This is a genomic window from Microtetraspora niveoalba (assembly GCF_001570405.1).
Classification (GTDB): Bacteria; Actinomycetota; Actinomycetes; order Streptosporangiales; family Streptosporangiaceae; genus Microtetraspora; species Microtetraspora niveoalba.
In genome coordinates, this window is record NZ_BBYM01000049.1 from 33918 (window position 1) to 51213 (window position 17296).

The 17296-nt window shown below is 74.0% G+C and carries 12 protein-coding genes and 2 pseudogenes; 3 read left to right on the forward strand and 11 right to left on the reverse strand.

The window, feature by feature from the left end; translation table 11 throughout:
* Positions 1-3: 3 nt before the first annotated feature.
* Together AWQ70_RS34290 and metH are read right to left on the reverse strand one after the other, a co-directional pair.
* On the reverse strand, positions 4-645 hold the full coding sequence (locus AWQ70_RS34290; RefSeq protein ID WP_067185859.1) for an HAD family hydrolase: 642 nt from the start codon (positions 643-645) through the stop codon (positions 4-6).
* A 141-nt stretch (positions 646-786) separates the two neighbouring features.
* Positions 787-4251, reverse strand: a complete 3465-nt coding sequence (metH, locus tag AWQ70_RS34295) for a methionine synthase (RefSeq protein WP_067185861.1) — start codon at positions 4249-4251, stop codon at positions 787-789.
* Positions 4252-4443: 192 nt separating this feature from the next.
* Here metH and AWQ70_RS34300 point away from each other — a divergent pair, with 192 nt between their 5' ends.
* Positions 4444-5301: a PAC2 family protein gene (locus tag AWQ70_RS34300; RefSeq protein ID WP_067185863.1), complete on the forward strand. Its 858-nt coding sequence runs from the start codon at positions 4444-4446 to the stop codon at positions 5299-5301.
* Here AWQ70_RS34300 and AWQ70_RS34305 read toward each other — a convergent pair.
* The 8 genes and pseudogenes from AWQ70_RS34305 to AWQ70_RS42315 form a co-directional block, all read right to left on the reverse strand.
* Positions 5265-6032 (reverse strand): sirohydrochlorin chelatase, encoded by a 768-nt coding sequence (locus AWQ70_RS34305; RefSeq protein WP_084518119.1) that lies wholly within the window; start codon positions 6030-6032, stop codon positions 5265-5267. The genes AWQ70_RS34300 and AWQ70_RS34305 overlap by 37 nt on opposite strands.
* Complete coding sequence (locus AWQ70_RS34310; protein ID WP_067185878.1) at positions 6029-7210, reverse strand: uroporphyrinogen-III synthase; 1182 nt, start codon at positions 7208-7210, stop codon at positions 6029-6031. The genes AWQ70_RS34305 and AWQ70_RS34310 overlap by 4 nt, the downstream gene beginning before the upstream one ends.
* A 37-nt stretch (positions 7211-7247) precedes the next feature.
* Positions 7248-7622, reverse strand: coding sequence for a nitrite reductase small subunit NirD (nirD, locus tag AWQ70_RS34315; RefSeq protein ID WP_067185865.1), 375 nt, complete (start codon positions 7620-7622; stop codon positions 7248-7250).
* On the reverse strand, positions 7619-10129 hold the full coding sequence (gene nirB / locus AWQ70_RS34320; protein ID WP_067185866.1) for a nitrite reductase large subunit NirB: 2511 nt from the start codon (positions 10127-10129) through the stop codon (positions 7619-7621). The genes nirD and nirB overlap by 4 nt, the downstream gene beginning before the upstream one ends.
* Positions 10126-11538, reverse strand: a complete 1413-nt coding sequence (locus AWQ70_RS34325) for an FAD-dependent oxidoreductase (protein WP_067185868.1) — start codon at positions 11536-11538, stop codon at positions 10126-10128. Before AWQ70_RS34325 ends, nirB begins: the two co-directional genes overlap by 4 nt.
* The gene (locus AWQ70_RS34330) at positions 11535-13661 is read right to left on the reverse strand and encodes a molybdopterin oxidoreductase family protein (protein ID WP_245647287.1); all 2127 of its coding nucleotides are present in this window, start codon (positions 13659-13661) and stop codon (positions 11535-11537) included. The genes AWQ70_RS34325 and AWQ70_RS34330 overlap by 4 nt, the downstream gene beginning before the upstream one ends.
* A gap of 87 nt (positions 13662-13748) precedes the next feature.
* Positions 13749-14201, reverse strand: a complete 453-nt coding sequence (locus AWQ70_RS42310) for an MFS transporter (RefSeq protein WP_306303431.1) — start codon at positions 14199-14201, stop codon at positions 13749-13751.
* A gap of 73 nt (positions 14202-14274) precedes the next feature.
* A pseudogene (locus AWQ70_RS42315) lies at positions 14275-15105 on the reverse strand (MFS transporter); the annotation flags it as partial.
* Between the two features lie 223 nt (positions 15106-15328).
* Here AWQ70_RS42315 and AWQ70_RS34340 point away from each other — a divergent pair.
* Positions 15329-15805, forward strand: coding sequence for a peptide deformylase (locus AWQ70_RS34340; RefSeq protein ID WP_067185870.1), 477 nt, complete (start codon positions 15329-15331; stop codon positions 15803-15805).
* 98 nt (positions 15806-15903) lie between these two features.
* On the opposite strand, the gene AWQ70_RS34345 is transcribed toward AWQ70_RS34340, so the two are convergent.
* Positions 15904-16695, reverse strand: a complete 792-nt coding sequence (locus tag AWQ70_RS34345; protein WP_067185872.1) for an SAM-dependent methyltransferase — start codon at positions 16693-16695, stop codon at positions 15904-15906.
* A 246-nt stretch (positions 16696-16941) separates the two neighbouring features.
* Here AWQ70_RS34345 and AWQ70_RS40745 point away from each other — a divergent pair.
* Positions 16942-17296: pseudogene (locus AWQ70_RS40745) on the forward strand (hypothetical protein); the annotation flags it as partial.

A 17296-nucleotide genomic window follows, 5' to 3' on the forward strand; every position in this document is an offset into this window, starting at 1 on the left:
CGGTCAGGCGAAGAGACCGCGCAGGAGCGCGACGTCCACGTGGCGCAGCGACGGCACGACGACCCGCCCCGGTGCGGGGTCGATCGCCAGCAGGCTGGGCACGGCGACCACGCGGCATCCGGCCGCCGACGCGGAGGCCACGCCGTTCGGCGAGTCCTCCAGCACCGCGCAGCGCCCCGGCTCGACGGACAGCAGGCCCGTCGCGGTGAGGTACGGCTCGGGGTGCGGCTTGGTCCAGGTGACGTCGTCCGCGGTGACGATGATGTCGAAGTGCTCGCGGCCGACGGATTTCAGCACCGCGTCGGCGATCACCCGCAGCGACGAGGTGACCAGCGCGATGGGCACCCCCTCGTCGGCGACCGCGCGGAGCAGCTCGAGCGCCCCCGGCATGGTCTCCACGCCGTCGGCGAGCCGCCGCTCCATGCCGTCGAGCAGCCACTCGCCGACGACGGACGGCGCCACGTCGGCCTCGGTCACCGCGAGCATGTACGCGATGCTGCGCTCCCACGAGCCGCCCACGAGCCGCTCCTGGTGCTCGGGTCCCCAGGTGCCGCCGAGGCGGGTCACCACCTCGGACTCCACCTCGAACCACACCTTCTCGGTGTCGACCAGCAACCCGTCCATGTCGAAGAGAACCGCGTCCAAGCTTCCCCCTTGCCGCTTCGCCGTACCGGTCGATCCAGGCGCGTCGCCGCGTGCCGGGGGGACCCCATGAGAACACGATCAACGGATGCGCAGGTCAGCCATGCTATACGGGCACGGCCCGGCACCCGCGCGCGGGGACGCTCAGACGTTGAAGTACTTCGCCTCCGGGTGGTGGACCACCAGCGCGGACGTGGCCTGCTCGGGGTGGAGCTGGAACTCCTCCGACAGCGTCACGCCGATGCGCGAGGGGTCGATCAGCCCCATGACCTGAACCTGGTCCTCCAGATTCGGGCAGGCCGGGTAGCCGAACGAGTAACGGCAGCCGGTGATGTTGACCTTGAGCATGTCGGCGAGCGTCTCGTCGCCGCCGATGCCCAGCTCGGACCGGACACGGGCGTGCCAGTACTCGGCGAGCGCCTCGGTGAGCTGGACGGACAGGCCGTGGAGCTCCAGATAGTCGCGGTAGGAGTCCTTGGCGAACAGCTCGGCGGTCGCCTCGCTGATCCGGCTGCCCATCGTGACCACCTGGAAGGCGACGACGTCGACCTCGCCGGACTCCCGCGACCTGAAGAAGTCGGACAGGCACAGGTGCCGGTCCCGGCGCTGGCGGGGGAACGTGAAGCGGGTGCGCTCGCCCCCGGCGTCGTCGAGGATGACCAGGTCGTCGCCCTCGCTGACGCACGGGAAGTAGCCGTACGCGACCGCGGCCTCCAGCAGCCCCTCGGTCTGCAGCCGCTCCAGCCACATGCGCAGCCGCGGGCGGCCCTCGAGCTCGACCAGTTCCTCGTACGACGGCCCGTCGCCGCCGCGCGCCGCCTTGAGGCCCCACTGGCCCATGAAGGTGGCCCGCTCGTCGAGGAAGGCCGCGTAGTCCGCGAGCGGGATGCCCTTGACCACCCGGTCGCCGAAGAACGGGGCGCGCGGCACCGCGTTGTCCGCGGCGACGTCCGACCTGGAGGGCAGCTCCTCGGCCGGGGTGCGGGTGAGCACCGCGCCGGTCTTCACCCTGCGGGCGCGCAGCGCGGGCAGTTCGGCGCCCTCCTCGCCGCGCTTGACCGCCATGAAGGCGTCCATCAGCCGCAGGCCCTCGAAGGCGTCCCTGGCGTAGCGGACCTCTCCCCCGAACAGGTCGGCCAGGTCCTGCTCGACGTACGCCCGGGTGAGCGCGGCGCCGCCGAGGAGCACGGGGTACTTCTCGGCGATGCCCCTGGAGTTCATCTCCTCCAGGTTCTCCTTCATGATGACCGTGGACTTCACCAGGAGCCCGGACATGCCGATCACGTCGGCCTTCTTGTCCTCGGCGGCCTCGAGGATCGCCGACACCGGCTGCTTGATGCCGAGGTTGATCACCTCGTAGCCGTTGTTGGACAGGATGATGTCGACCAGGTTCTTGCCGATGTCGTGGACGTCGCCCTTGACCGTGGCGAGGACGATGCGCCCCTTGCCGTCGCCCTCCACACGCTCCATGTGGGGCTCAAGGTAGGCGACGGCGTTCTTCATCACCTCGGCCGACTGCAGCACGAACGGGAGCTGCATCTCGCCGGAGCCGAACAGGTCGCCCACGGTCTTCATGCCGTCGAGCAGCACGTCGTTGATGATCTCCAGGGCGGGCCGCTGCGCGAGCGCCTCGTCCAGGTCGGCCTCCAGGCCCTTCTTCTCGCCGTCGATGATCCGGCGCTTGAGGCGCTCCCAGAGCGGGAGCCCGGCCAGCTCGGCGGCCTTGCCCGCCTTGAGCGCGGCGGCGTCCACGCCCTCGAACAGCTCCATGAACCGCTGCAGCGGGTCGTAGCCCTCGCGGCGCCGGTCGTACACCATGTCGAGCGCGACCTGGCGCTGCTCGTCGGGGATCCGCGCCATCGGAAGGATCTTGGACGCGTGCACGATCGCCGAGTCGAGCCCGGCGTTCACGCACTCGTTGAGGAAGACCGAGTTCAGCACCATGCGGGCGGCGGGGTTCAGGCCGAACGACACGTTCGAGACGCCCAGCGTGGTCTGCACGGTGGGGTGGCGCCGCTTGAGCTCGCGGATCGCCTCCAGCGTCTCGACGCCGTCGCGCCTCGTCTCCTCCTGGCCGGTGGCGATCGGGAACGTGAGGCAGTCGACGATGATGTCCTCTACCCGCATGCCCCAGTTGTGGACCAGGTCCTCGATCAGCCGGTCGGCGATCCTGACCTTGCTCTCGGTGGTGCGGGCCTGGCCCTCCTCGTCGATGGTCAGCGCCACGACGGCCGCGCCGTGCTCCCTCACCACGCGCATGATCCGGGTGAACCGCGAGTCGGGGCCGTCGCCGTCCTCGTAGTTGACCGAGTTGACGACCGCGCGGCCGCCGAGCATCTCCAGGCCGGCCTCGATGACGGCGGGCTCGGTGGAGTCGATCACGATGGGCAGCGTGGAGGCGGTGGCGAAGCGGAACGCCAGCTCCCGCATGTCGTTCACGCCGTCGCGGCCGACGTAGTCGACGCACAGGTCCAGCAGGTGGGCGCCGTCGCGGGCCTGCGCCCGGGCGATCTCGACGCACTCCTCGTGGTTCCCGGCGAGCATCGCCTCACGGAACGCCTTGGACCCGTTGGCGTTGGTGCGCTCGCCGATGGCGAGGAACGAGGTGTCCTGCCGGAACGGCACGTGCTGGTAGAGCGAGGACGCCCCCGCCTCCGGGCGGGGACGCCTGGCCTCGCGCCGCCGGCCCCGCATGCGCTCGACCACCTGGCGCAGGTGCTCGGGCGTGGTGCCGCAGCAGCCGCCGACCAGGGCGAGGCCGTAGTCGCGGGTGAACGCGTCGTGCGCGTCGGCGAGCTCCTCGGGGGTGAGCGGGTAGTAGGCGCCGTCGGAGGTGAGCTCGGGCAGGCCCGCGTTGGGCATGCACGACAGCGGCAGACGGCAGTGCCGGGCCAGGTAGCGCAGGTGCTCGCTCATCTCGGTCGGCCCGGTCGCGCAGTTGAGGCCGATCACGTCGACGCCGAGCGGCTCGATCGCGGTCAGCGCGGCCCCGATCTCCGAGCCGAGCAGCATGGCGCCGTTGGTCTCGATCGTCACCTGGGCGATGACCGGCACGTCGCGCCCGGCCGCCTCGACGGCCCGCTTGGCGCCCACCACGGCCGCCTTCACCTGGAGCAGGTCCTGGCACGTCTCGATGATCAGCGCGTCGGCGCCGCCGGCGATCAGGCCCGCCGCGTTGTCGCGGTACGCGTCGCGGAGCGTGGCGTACGGCAGGTGCCCGAGCGTGGGGAGCTTGGTGCCGGGGCCCATCGAGCCGAGGACGAAGCGGGGGTGGTCCGGGGTGGACCAGCGGTCGGCCTCCTCGCGGGCGAGGCGGGCCCCGGCCTCGGACAGCTCGAAGACGCGGTCGGAGATGCCGTACTCGCCCAGCGCCGCGTGGTTGGCGTTGAAGGTGTTGGTCTCGACACAGTCGACGCCGACCGCGAGGTAGGCCTCGTGGACGGCCCTGACGATGTCGGGCCTGCTGACGTTGAGGACGTCGTTGCAGCCCTCGTGCCCCTGGAAGTCGTCGAGCGTGGGGTCGTAGGACTGCAGCATGGTGCCCATGGCCCCGTCTGCCACCAGCACGCGCTCGGACAGGGCTCTGCGGAAGGACGGTCCACTCGTCATGCGCCAAGCCTATCCGGACGCGCGCCGGCGCTATTGAACGCGTCGGCCAATAGGAACGACCCGGGCCCCCGCCCGGTTCCCCACCGCGGCGGGCCGACGATCATCGAACGGCGCGTGGGTGACGCCGGAGGCCGGTCACCGAATAGTCTTGGGGGAAGGTCACATCCCTGTGGGCCAGTGAGGAGGCGGCGCGTGATCGAGCTCGAAGGGCTCCCTGAGCTCGTCGACCCGGTGCTGATCGCCGCGTTCGAAGGGTGGAACGACGCGGGCGAGGCGTCCAGCGGCGTGCTCGCGCACCTGGAGTCGGAGTGGAAGGCCACTCCGCTGGTCGAGCTGGACCCGGAGGACTACTACGACTTCCAGGTGACCCGGCCGCTGGTGGAGATGGGCGACGACGGCGTGACCCGGTCCATCGCCTGGCCGACCACGCGGCTGCTGCTCGCCCGGCCGCCGGGCGCGCGGCGCGACGTGGTGCTCCTGCGCGGCATCGAGCCGAACATGCGCTGGCGCACGTTCTGCTCGGAGATCGTGGGTCTGTGCCACGAGCTCGGCGTGGAGCTCGCGGTGCTCCTCGGCGCGCTGCTCAACGACTCGCCGCACACCCGGCCGGTGCCGATCGTCGGGTCGGTGAGCGACCCCGGCATGGCCCGCGCGCTCAACCTGGAGCTGACGAAGTACGAGGGCCCGACCGGCATCGTCGGCGTCCTCCAGCACACCCTCGGCTCGGCCGGGCTGCGCACCGTCTCGCTGTGGGCGTCGGTGCCGCACTACGTCGCCCAGCCGCCGAACCCCAAGGCCACCCTGGCGCTGCTGCGCCGCATCGAGGACATGCTCGACATCCCGATGCCGTACGGCGACCTGGCCGAGGAGGCCAGGGCGTGGGAGCACGGCGTGGACGAGCTGGCCGCGCAGGACACCGAGGTCGCCGAGTACGTCCGCGAGCTCGAGGAGCGCAAGGACGCGACGGAGCTGCCCGAGGCGAGCGGCGACGCGATCGCGGCCGAGTTCGAGCGCTACCTGCGGCGCAGGGACCGTGGCACCGACGGCTGACCCGCCGCCGGCTCCGCGGCCGTACACCTAGCCCGGCCGCGGCACGGCGTACCGGCGGCGGTCGCCGCCACCTCGTCGAACCTCGCCCACACCAGCGCGGCGAGGTCGTCGTCGGCGCCCAGCGGCTCGCTGACGAGGTCGGCGCCGCACTCCTTCAGCCGGTCGTGGAAGAAGCCGGGCGCGAGCAGGTAGGAGGCGACCGCGACCCGCGGCGCCGGACCGCTCCGCGCCCTGTCGAGCGCCTCCGCGATCGGGGGCGTCCCGCTCGCGACGAAGGCGGCCGTGACCGGGCGCGACAGCCGTACGGCGAGCAGGCGGGCGGCGGCGCGCGCGTCGGCGAGGGCGTCGCGGTCGCAGGAGCCGGCCGCGCCCAGGACGACCGTGTCGCACGGGCGCAGCCCGGCCGAGGCCAGCCTGCGGGCGAGCACCGACGCGAGCAGCGGGTGCGGGCCGAGGTGTCCGGCCACGACGGCGTCCGGCCGGGCGCGGGCGACCACGGCGGGCAGGTCGACGTACGCGTGGTAGCCGCCGGTGAGCAGCAGCGGCACGACCACGACCGGGCCGCGTGCGCGGGCGAGCGCCTCGGCCAGCGGCGGCGCGCTCAACTCCAGGAAACCGAGCTCGACCGGCGTGCCGGGACGGGCCAGGCGCACGCGGGCGGCGACGCGGTCCATGACCTCGGCCCAGCGGGCGTCGCGCGCCCCGTGCGCCGCCAGCACCAGGGTCGTCACCGCTCGTCCCGGTCGCAGGCCAGCCGGTAGCCGCGCTTGACCACGGTCTCCACGATCCCGGCCGGGCCGAGGCCGCGCCGGAGCCGGGTGACGGCCATCTCGACGGCGTGCTCGGCGGCGTCGCGCGAAGGGCCGCCCGGGAGGACCGGCCGTAGCTCGGCTCTCGCGACGACGTGGCCCGGCCGTTCGGCGAGGCGTTTGAGCACCGCCATCGGCGCGGGCGGCAGCGGCTTGAGCTCGCGGTCGACGACGACGGCGTGGCCCCGGATCTCCAGGCGGTGACCGCCCGCGACCAGCCGGGTCACGCCGTTCTCCGGCAGGTGGCGGGCGAGCGCGCGGGCCAGGGCGCCGAGGCGGGCGCGGTCGGGCCGGATCACCGGGACGCCGCGCTCCGTGAGCGGGCCCGCGGTGACCGCTCCCACGCAGGCGGCGGCCACGGGGCCGCGGAACGCCGCGATCAGGGCGTCCTCCATTCCCTCGGCGCGGGCCGCGGCGAGCGTGGCGAGCACGGCGGGCGCGCTGGTGAACGCCACGGCGTCCACGGACCCGGCGACCGTCTGGGCGATCAGGCGGCGCAGCGGCGAGGGGTCGCGGTAGGGCAGCCACCGGTAGACGGGCACCTCGATCACCCGCGCCCCGGCCGCCCGCAGCGCGGCCACGAAGCCGGTCAGCGGCTCGCCGTGGAGCTGGACGGCGACGCGCCGGCCGCGCAGGTCCTGGGCGAGAAGGTACTGCTTGACCTCCTCGCACGATTCCGTGGGCGGAGTCCAGTGGTCGGCCAGCCCCGCGGCCCGGACGGCTCCGCGCGCCTTGGGTCCGCGGGGCAGCAGCCGGGCTCCGGACAGCCGCGCGACGACGTCGGCGGACACCCCCCAGCCCTCGGCCGCGGCCATCCAGCCGCGGAAGCCCACGCCCGTGGTGACCACCACGTCGTCGATCGGGGCGGCCAGGCACTCGCGCGTCGCCGCCAGCAGCTCGGCGTCCTCGGCCAGCGGGACGAGCCTGATCGCGGGCGCCTGGACGACGCGCGCGCCGCGACGTTCGAGCAGCGCGGCGAACTCCTCGCGGCGGCGGGTGGCCGTCACGCCGACGGTGAACCCGGCGAGCGCGTCGGGAGCCGTCTCCGGGCCGTGTCCGGCTCCCGCCGGCGCGGTCTCAGGCGGTGCGGTCTCAGGCAGCGCGATCTCGGGCGGCACGGTCTCGGGCGGCGCGGTCTCAGGCGGCACGGTCAAGGCCCACCTCCACGGTGCCGTCGACGACGCGGACCGGATACGTCGGCACGGCCGTCGCCGGGTCGTCCAGGCTCACCCCGCTCGCCAGGGAGAAGACCTGCTTGTGCATGGGCGAGGCCACCGTCGGCTCCTGCCCCCTGCTGCCGACGATGCCGCGCGCCATCACGTACGCGCCGCTGTAGGGGTCGCGGTTGCCGATGGCGTACAGGCGGCCGTCGAAGGTGCGGAACAGGGCGATCTGGCGCCGGCCGACCAGCGCGGCCGCGCCGCGGTCCGGGGACAGGTCGGCGTACCGGCAGACCGGGGTCCAGGCGCGCTCCCCGGCCGCCGCGGCCGGGCTCTGCTGAAGAACGCTCATCGGCTCACTGCCTCCAGTGGGATCAGGACCGGCTTGATCTGGTCGCGCTCGGTCTCGAACTCGATGGACGGGTCGGGCGTGCCCGGCGCGTTGACGAAGCCGACGAAGCGGCGCAGCCGCTCGGGGTCCTCGAGGGTGGCGCGCCACTCGTCCGCGTAGCCGGCCACGTGCCGCTCCATCTGGGCGTCGAGGTCGGCGCAGATGCCGAGGGAGTCCTCGACGATCACCTCGCGGAGGCGGCCGAGCCCTCCGTCGAGGCTCTCCAGCCAGGCCGAGGTGCGCTGCAGCCGGTCGGCGGTGCGGATGTAGAACATGAGGAACCGGTCGATGAGCCGGACCAGCTCCTCGGTCGGCAGATCGGCCGCGAGCAGGTCGGCGTGGCGCGGGGTGAACCCGCCGTTGCCGCCGACGTAGAGGTTCCAGCCCCGCTCGGTGGCGATGACGCCGAAGTCCTTCGACCGGGCCTCGGCGCACTCGCGGGCGCAGCCGGACACCGCGGACTTGAGCTTGTGCGGCGCGCGCAGCCCCCGGTAGCGCAGTTCGAGCGCGATGGCCAGCGCGACCGAGTCCTGCACGCCGTAGCGGCACCAGGTCGAGCCGACGCACGACTTCACCGTGCGCAACGCCTTGCCGTACGCGTGGCCGGACTCGAACCCGGCGTCCACGAGCCGCTTCCAGATGGCCGGGAGCTGCTCGACCCGGGCGCCGAGCAGGTCGATCCGCTGACCGCCGGTGATCTTGGTGTAGAGACCGAAGTCGCGGGCCACCTCGCCGATGACGATGAGCCGCTCCGGCGTGATCTCGCCGCCCGGTATGCGCGGCACGACCGAGTACGTGCCGTTCTTCTGGATGTTGGCGAGGAAGTGGTCGTTGGTGTCCTGGAGCGCCGCCTGCTCGCCGTCCAGGATGTGGCCGTTCCCCAGCGAGGCCAGGATCGAGGCGACCACCGGCTTGCAGACGTCGCAGCCGCGTCCCGTCCCGTGCTCGGCGATCAGCCGGGAGAAGGTCATGATCCCACGGACGCGGACGATGTCGAACAGCTCGGCCCTGCCGTACGCGAAGTGCTCGCACAGGGCCCGGCCGGTGTCCACCCCGGACTCGGCCAGCATCCGGCCCAGCGCGGGGACGCAGCTTCCGCACGTCGTCCCGGCCCTGGTGCACTCCTTGACTCCCCGGACGTCGGTCAGGCCGTGCTCGGCGATCGCCGCGCGCACCCGGCCCCTGGTCACGTTGTTGCACGAGCACACCAGGGCGTCGTCCGGCAGGTCGATCCCGTCGCCGCCCGCGCCCGCGAACAGCAGGTCGCTCGGCGCCCCCGGCAGGTCCCGGCCCACGAAGGGCCGCAGCGTGTCGTACGGCGCGGCGTCGCCCACGCAGATGCCCCCGAGCAGGGTGCGCGCGTCGTCGCTGACGAACAGCTTCTTGTAGACCCCGGCGACCGGGTCCATGTAGGTGACGTCCAGCGCGCCGGACGTCGCGCCGAACTGCGCCACCTCCACGCCGAGCAGTTTCAGCCTGGTCGAGAGGTCGGCGCCCTCGAACGTCGCCGCGCCGCCGAGGATCCGGTCCGCCGCCACCTCCGCCTGCGCGAGGCACGGCCCGGCCAGGCCGTACACCATGCCCGCGGCCAGGGCGCACTCCCCCACCGCGTAGATGTGCGGGTCGGAGGTGCGCATGCCGGAGTCCACCACCACGCCGCCGCGCTCCCCCACCGCGAGACCGCAGCCACGCGCCAGTTCGTCGCGCGGCCTGACGCCCGCGGAGAACACCACGACCCGGGCCTCGACCGCCTCGCCGTCCGGCTTCACCAGGCGGGCCGCCCTGCCGTCCGGGCCCGCCTCGACCGCCCGCACCCCCGCCCCCGTGTGCACGGTGAGGCCGAGCGCCTCGATGTGGTTCCGCAGCACCGCGCCGCCGCCCTCGTCCACCTGGCGCGGCAGCAGCCGGTCGCTCATCTCCACGACGTGGGTGTCCAGGCCGAGCCCGCGCAGGGCGTCGGCGGCCTCCAGGCCGAGAAGCCCGCCGCCGACGACCACGCCCGGACCGCCGCCGCGCGCCGCCTCCCTGATCGCGTCCAGGTCGTCGATCGTCCGGTAGGCGAAGCAGCCCGGCAGGTCGCTCCCCGGCACCGCCGGCACGAACGGCGCCGACCCGGTGGCGAGCACCAGCACGTCGTACGGCACCGCCTCGCCCGAGGCCGTGACGACCGTCCGGCCCTCCCGGTCGATCGCGGTCACCCTCGTGCCCACCCGCGCCGTCACGCCCGCCGGCGCCGGGTACGCGAGGTCCTCGGCCGTTCGACCGGCCAGATAGGAGGTCAGCGCCACCCGGTCGTACGCCGGACGCGGCTCCTCCCCCAGCACCGTCACCGTGCCGTCGAACCCGTTCCCGGTCAGCGCCTCCACCAGCCGGTGCGCCGCCGGGCCGTACCCCACGACGACGACCCGCCGCCCGCACCCCTCTCGGACGTGCCTCCGGGTCGCGCTCCGCTCCTCGGTCGCGCTCATACGCTCACGCCCTCCTGCTCGCACAGCCAGCCGATGATCCCGTCCACCGCGTCGCGGCAGCCGCCGCAGCCGGTCGTGGCCCGCGTCGCGGCGGCCACCGCGGCGACGTCCCGCGCGCCGGACTCCCAGCACGCCCGGATCCGGCCCTTCGTCACGTCGTTGCACCGGCAGACCCGCGCCGAGTCCGGCATCCGCACCGGGCTGTCCGCCGCCGCGCCGTCCGCTCCCGGACCGGCGAGACCGGGGAAGAGCAGCCCGGCGCGGTCGGCGGGCAGCGGAGCGCCCCGGTCGAAGAGCTGGGTGAGCGTGCCCACCGCCGCCGTCTCGCCGAGCAGGATGGCGCCGACCAGCCGGCCGTCCCTGATCACGAGCTTCCGGTACGTGCCGTCGCGGCGGTGGCTGAAGCGGACGATCTCGGCCTCGTCCTCGGTCAGGTGGGTCTCCCCCATCGCCGCGAGCTCCACCCGGCTCGCCTTCAGACGCGTCACCAGCCGCGACCCCCGGTAGCGCGCCTCCTTGTCGGCCCCCGTGACGATGTCCGCCACCACGGACGCCTGCTCCCATGCCGGGGCCACCAGGCCGTACACGGTGCCCGCATGCTGCGCGCACTCGCCGATCGCGAAGACCGCCCGGTCGCCGGTGCGCAGCTCGTCGTCCACCAGGACGCCGCGCTCCACGCCGAGCCCGGCGTCGCGGGCCAGGCCGACGACCGGCCGGACACCGCAGGCGAGCACGACCAGGTCCGCCTCGACCGGCCCGCCCTCCGACAGCTCCACCCGCCCGTCGACGATCCGGGTCGCGTTCACCCCGGTCCGCGTCGCGACGCCGAGGGCGGCGAGCGTCTCGCCGAGCACCAGCCCCGCCTCCGCGTCGAGCTGGCGCTCCATCAGGTGGCCCGCGAAGTGCAGGAGGGTGACCGGGAGGCCGAGCCCGGCCAGACCGCGCGCCGCCTCGACGCCCAGCAGCCCGCCGCCGATCACGACCGCCCGCCGCGCCGTCGCCGCCGCCTCCCGGATGCGGTCGCAGTCGTCCAGCGTCCGGAACGGCGACGCCCGCTCCACCCCGGGGATCGGCGGCACCACCGGCTCGCTGCCCGTCGCCAGCACCAGCACGTCGTACGGCTCGCGCGTCCCGTCGGCGGCGACCACCGCGCGGGCGTCCCGGTCGATCGCGGTGACGGCGACGCCGAGCCGCGCCGTCACGTCGTGCTCCGCGTACCATCGCGGGCCGACCAGCCGGACCTGCTCGCGTCCGGCGGTGCCCGCCACCACGTTCGACAGCAGCACCCGGTTGTACGGCCGCGCGGCCTCGGCGCCGTACACGGTGATCCGGACGTCCGCGCTCCGGGCGCGCACCTCGCTCACCAGGCGGGCGCCCGCCATCCCGTTGCCGACCACGACGAGTCTCATCGGTCCCCCTTCCCGCGCGCCCCGGCGGGCGCGTCGAGGCGCTCGACCATCGCCGCGCAGACCTTGAACTCCGGCATCCGCGACACCGGGTCCAGCGCGGGGTTGGTCAGCCGGTTGACGCCCTCCCAGTGGAACGGCATGAAGAGCGTGTCCGGCCGGATGGCGCGGCTGACCCGGGCGGCGCACTCCACCGCGCCGCGCCGTCCGCGCACCCGCACGGTCTCGCCGTCCTCGACGCCGAGCCGCTCCGCCAGCTCCGGGTGGAGCTCCACGTACGGCGCCGGCGACGCCGCGTTGAGCGCGGGGACGCGCCTCGTCTGCGCCCCCGACTGGTAGTGCGCGAGCGTCCGCCCGGACGTGAGGTGGAGGGGGAACTCCTCGTCCGGCTCCTCGGCCGCCGGCCGGTGCTCGACCGGGACGAGCCGGGCCCGCCCGTCCGGGGTGGCGAAGCGGTCGAGGAACGGCCGCGGCGTGCCCGGATGCGGCCCGCCGTCCTCCGTCGAGCGCGGGCAGGGCCAGAAGACCCCGGTCTCGGCCGCGATCCGCTCGTACGTGATGCCCGAATAGTCGGCGATCCCGCCCTCGGACGCCCTCCTCAGCTCGTCGAAGACCGTACGCGGATCGGCCGGGAACCGGTGGCCGTGGCCGAGCCGGGCGGCGATGCCGTGCAGCACCGCGAGGTCGCCGCGAACTCCGGGAGGCGGGTCGGCGGCCCGGCGGCGGAGCAGCACACGGCCCTCCAGGTTCGTCATGGTGCCCGCCTCCTCGGCCCACTGCGTGACGGACAGCACGACGTCCGCCATGGCCGCGGTCTCCGAGAGCACGACGTCGGCGACGACGAGCAGGTCCAGCGCGCCGAGCCGCCCGGCGACGTGCCCGGCGCGCGGCGCCGAGACCACCGGGTTGGAGCCGAACACCAGCAGCGCCTTCGGGCCTCCCGGCGTGCCCAGCGCGTCGAGCAGCTCGTACGCCGACCGGCCGGGCCCGGGCAGGTCGCCGGGATCGACGCCCCACACCGACGCGACGTGGGCGCGGGCCGCCGGGTCGTCGATCCGCCGGCAGCCGGGGAGCTGGTCGGCCTTCTGGCCGTGCTCGCGCCCGCCCTGGCCGTTGCCCTGGCCGGTGAGGCAGCCGTAGCCGGATCCCTCCCTGCCGGGCAGGCCGAGCGTGAGCGCCAGGTTGACGAACGCGGTCACCGTGTCGGTGCCCTTCGCGTGCTGCTCGGCGCCCCTGCCGGTGAGGATCATCGCCCGCTCCGCGCCGCCGAGGATCCGCACGGCCTCGCGCATCCGGGCCGCCGGCACGCCGGTGACCCGCTCCACGCGCTCCGGCCACCACGCCGCCACCGAGTCCCTGACCGCCTCGAACCCGGTCGTACGGGCGGCGAGGTAGCCGAGGTCGGCGTGCCCCTCGGCGACCGCCAGGTGGAGCAGGCCGAGCGCGAGGGCGAGGTCGGCGCCCGGGGTCACCTGCAAGTGCAGGTCGGCGAGCGCCGCCGTCGGGGTGACCCTCGGGTCCACGACGACCAGGCGGCCGCCCCGGTCGCGTATCCGGGTCAGGTGGCGGACGAAGGGCGGCATCGTCTCCGCGACGTTGCCGCCCGCGAGCAGCACCGCGTCCGCCCGCCCGATGTCGGTGATCGGGAACGGGAGGCCGCGGTCCATGCCGAACGCGCGCCCGGCCGCCGCGGCGGCCGACGACATGCAGAACCGGCCGTTGTAGTCGATCCGGGAGGTGCGCAGCGCCACCCTGGCGAACTTGCCGAGCTGGTAGGCCGCCTCGTTGGTCAGGCCGCCGCCCCCGAACACGGCGACGGCGTCGCGGCCGTGCTCCTCCTGCACCGCCCGGATCCGCGCGGCGGTGAAGTCGAGCGCCTCGTCCCACGTGGCGGGGCGGCCGCGCAGCAGCGGGGTGGTCAGCCGCTCCGGGGAGGTCAGCAGCTCCGCCGCCGTCCAGCCCTTCTGGCACAGGCCGCCGGCGTTGGCGGGGACGTCCTCGCGCGGCGTCACCGCGCCCCCGGCCACGTGCATGCCGCACTGCAGCGCGCAGTACGGGCAGTGGGTGGCGGATCCCTCCGCGACCGGTGACATCACAGGCGCGGGGAGGAACGGTGAGGTCGGCATGGTTCCGATGGTGCGGAGAGGGGGTTTCACCGCTGGGTCCCTTCTGTTACCTCTGTGCTACAAGCCGCCAACCGCGCGGGGCCCCGGTCAGACCCGCGCCGCCGCCGGGCCGGTCGCGGCGGCCGGGCCCGGCCGCCGCAGGTAGCCGAACCAGGTGAGCGCGAGGCAGACCGCGTAGAAGGCGGCGAACGCGGCGAGCGCGGCGGACACGTTCCCGGTCGCGCCGACGGAGGCGCCGAAGCCGCGGTTGATGAAGAACCCGCCGAAGGCGCCGACCGCCGAGATGACGCCGACGGCGGCGGACGCGTCCCGCCGCCCGGCCGCCGCCGCCAGGGCCAGCGCCCGCGTGTCGGAGGGCGGGATCCCCGCGGCGGCGCGCGTATGGAAGATCGCCGGGATCATGCGGTACGTCGAGCCGTTGCCGACGCCCGTAGCCGTGATCAGCAGCAGGTACGCGCAGAAGAAGAGGACGACGTCGTGCCCGGCCAGCCCGCGCCACACGAGCAGCAGCGCCAGGGCCATCGCCGCGAAGCTCGCCACGGTCCACCCGCGCGCCGCCGTGCCGGTCGGCCAGCCGGCCGCCGATCGGGCGGACCAGCGATCCCGCGAGCGCGCCCGCGAACGCGTACCCGACGAGCGCGTCGTGCTCGGGGAACTGCGTCGTGAGCAGCAGCGGGAACGCGGTCGAGTAGCCGATGAACGAGCCGAACGTCCCGATGTACAACACGGACATGGTCCACGTGTGGCCGCTGGCGACGATCCTGAGCTGCTCCCTCGGGGCGGCCTTCGCCGAGGCGAGGTTGTCCATGAAGAGGTACGCGCCGGCCGCGGCCGCGACGACGAACGGCACCCAGAACAGCCCGGCGGCGGCCGCTCCGAACGCGCCGATCACCGGCGGCATGAGGAGTTGCACCGAGCTGACGCCGATGTTGCCTCCGGCGGCGTTCAGGCCGAGCGCGGCGCCCTGCCGCGACCGCGGGTAGAAGTGCGTGATGTTGGCCATGCTGGAGGCGAAGTTGCCGCCGCCGAGCCCGGCGGTGGCGGCGATCGCGAGGAACGCCCAGTACGGCGTGCCCGGATCGTTCACCGCGACCGCGAGGAGGACCGCGGGCACCAGCAGGAGCAGCGCGCTCACGACCGTCCAGTTGCGCCCGCCGAACCGGGCGGGCGCGAACGTGTACGGGATCCGCAGCGCGGATCCGACTAGGTTGGGCAGGGAGACGATCCAGAAGAGCTGCTCGGTCGTGAACCGGTAGTCGCCCAGCTTCACCGCCACGACGCTCCACACCGTCCACAGGGTGAAGCCGAGGTGCTCCGCGACGATCGAGAAGACCAGGTTGCGCCGCGCGACGGCACGTCCCGTGCTCTCCCAGAAGTCCGGGTCGTCGGGGTCCCAGTGGCCGATCCACCGGCCGGTCCGCGGCGCGCTCCGCGTCATCGTCATCGTTCCTCCCGCGTTTCTCGGGGACGGCTGGGGGCCGCGGCCGACGCTAGGAGGCGGACGTTACGCACGATGACTCTCTGTGATCGTGCGGGGGTTACGTGTGGCGCACCGATGAAACAGCGGATCCACAGGCATCACCGGTGTAACAGGGATTTAACAGAGATTGGAAGCAGCCCGGTGCGGGCATTTCGTTGTGGTGTCGTCTTCGCCGCGGGGAGCGTGCATGAGTGTCCGGCAGATCCTGATGTTCGGCGACCCGTCGCTACGCGGCGTAGCCGAACCGGTCACCACCTTCGATCGTTCCGTACGCGACCTCGTCCGGTCGCTCACCGCCACCATGCGGGCGGGCACGGGACGGGCGGGCCTGGCCGCGCCGCAGATCGGCGTCCCGCTCCGGGTGATCGCCTTCGAGGTGGACGGCAGGGCGGGCCACATCGTCAACCCCCGGCTGGAGCTCTCCGGGCGGCTGATCCGGGCCGACGAGGCGTGCCTGTCGGCTCCCGGGCGCTGGTGGCCTCTGGAGCGCTCCTTCGCCGCCGTCGCCCGCGGCCGCGACATGCACGGCAAGCCGATCACGGTGCGCGCCATCGGCATGCTGGCCCGGGTGCTCCAGCACGAGACCGACCATCTGGACGGCGTCCTCTTCGTCGACCACCTGCCGGAAGAGGAGCGCGAGCGCTTCCTCGCCGCCATCCCCTGACGCGCTCCCCGGCCTGAGGCTCCTGCGGCGGGGGCGGGTACGCGGAGATCCGCCGTCTGCCCGACGCCGCCCCCTGACGGCGGGGTCCGTCGCCGCGCCTACCTCTTCACGGCGACGCCGCACCAGGTGCGCAGCGCGTCCGCGCTGTGGGCGATCGCTCCCCCGGGCGCCCAGGCCCGGCAGTCGACCATGCCGGGGTCGACCAGGTCCAGGCCGTCGAAGAACCCGCCGATCTCCTCGCCGGTCCGGAAGTTCAACGGGACCGCCATGCTCGGGTTCGTGACCTGGATCCTCTCCCAAAGGGCGGGGTCGATGCCGTCCACGGTGACGTGGGACAGGATCAGCACGCTGCCGGACGGCAGTTCGGACATGAACCCGGCGACGATGCCGCGCGGGTCGTCGGCGTCCCGGACGAAGTGCAGGACCGCGACCATGAGCAGCGCGACCGGCCGGGAGAAGTCCATCAGCCGGACCGTCTCCGGGTGGGTGAGGATCCCCTCGGGATCGCGCGCGTCCGCCTCGATATAGCGGGTGAGTTCATCCCCCGCGATGAGCGCGCGGGCGTGCGGCAGCACGCTCGGGTCGTTGTCCGCGTACAGGGTACGGGCCTCGGGCGCGACCGCGCGGGCGACCTCGTGGACGTTCTGCGCCGTCGGCAGCCCGGACCCGATGTCGAGGAACTGGCGGATCCCCCGGCCGGCGGCGTAGCGGACGGCCTCGATCAGGAACCGCCTGTTGGAGCGGGCGACGGCGACGGTCTCCGCGGAGACCGCCATCACCCGTTCAGCCGTCTGGCGGTCGATGTCGAAGTTGTTGCCGCCGCCCAGGAAGTAGTCGTACATGCGGGCGGGGCTTGGGCGGGTGGTGTCGGTGCCGTCGGTCGTGGTCACCGGGGGCTCCTTCCCGCTGCCGGCGGGCGGGTGGTGGGGGGCGCTCAAGACAGACGCGATCATAATCACCGGACCGGCCGGATCCGGTGTAAAGGGCGACATAGGGGCGTGCGCCCATGCCAGCGGACATACGCGTAACTATCCGACCGCGAGGAGTAGCGGCCTCATGCCTTGGGGACGATGGCTTCGACCTCCCCGGCGACGTGGAAACCCCGAGAATCCACGCTCAACTCGGGGAGGGTCAACATGTCCGTGTTCTACCGCGGTCTCACGCCGGCTGGTGAGCCCGCACATTCCGGCGACCTCGGGCCGGCTCCCGAGGTCGTACGCACACGCGGTCTCACGCCGGCTCCGGAGGCCGCGGTCTCCGGCGGTCCCACGCCGGACGGCCCGGGCCTCGGCGGGGTGGGCGGCACGCCCGACCTCGCTTCCGGGGGCGCGCTCAGCCGACGGGCGTTCCTGGCGCTCGGCGGCGGCATCGCGAGCGGAGCGTTACTCCGGCCGCCGGCCCCTGCCGCTCCGGGCTCGCCCCGCGCCGGAGCGCCCGGCTCGGCCCGTACGGCGGCCGCCGCGTCTCCCGGCACGGGCGCCGCCTCCGCTG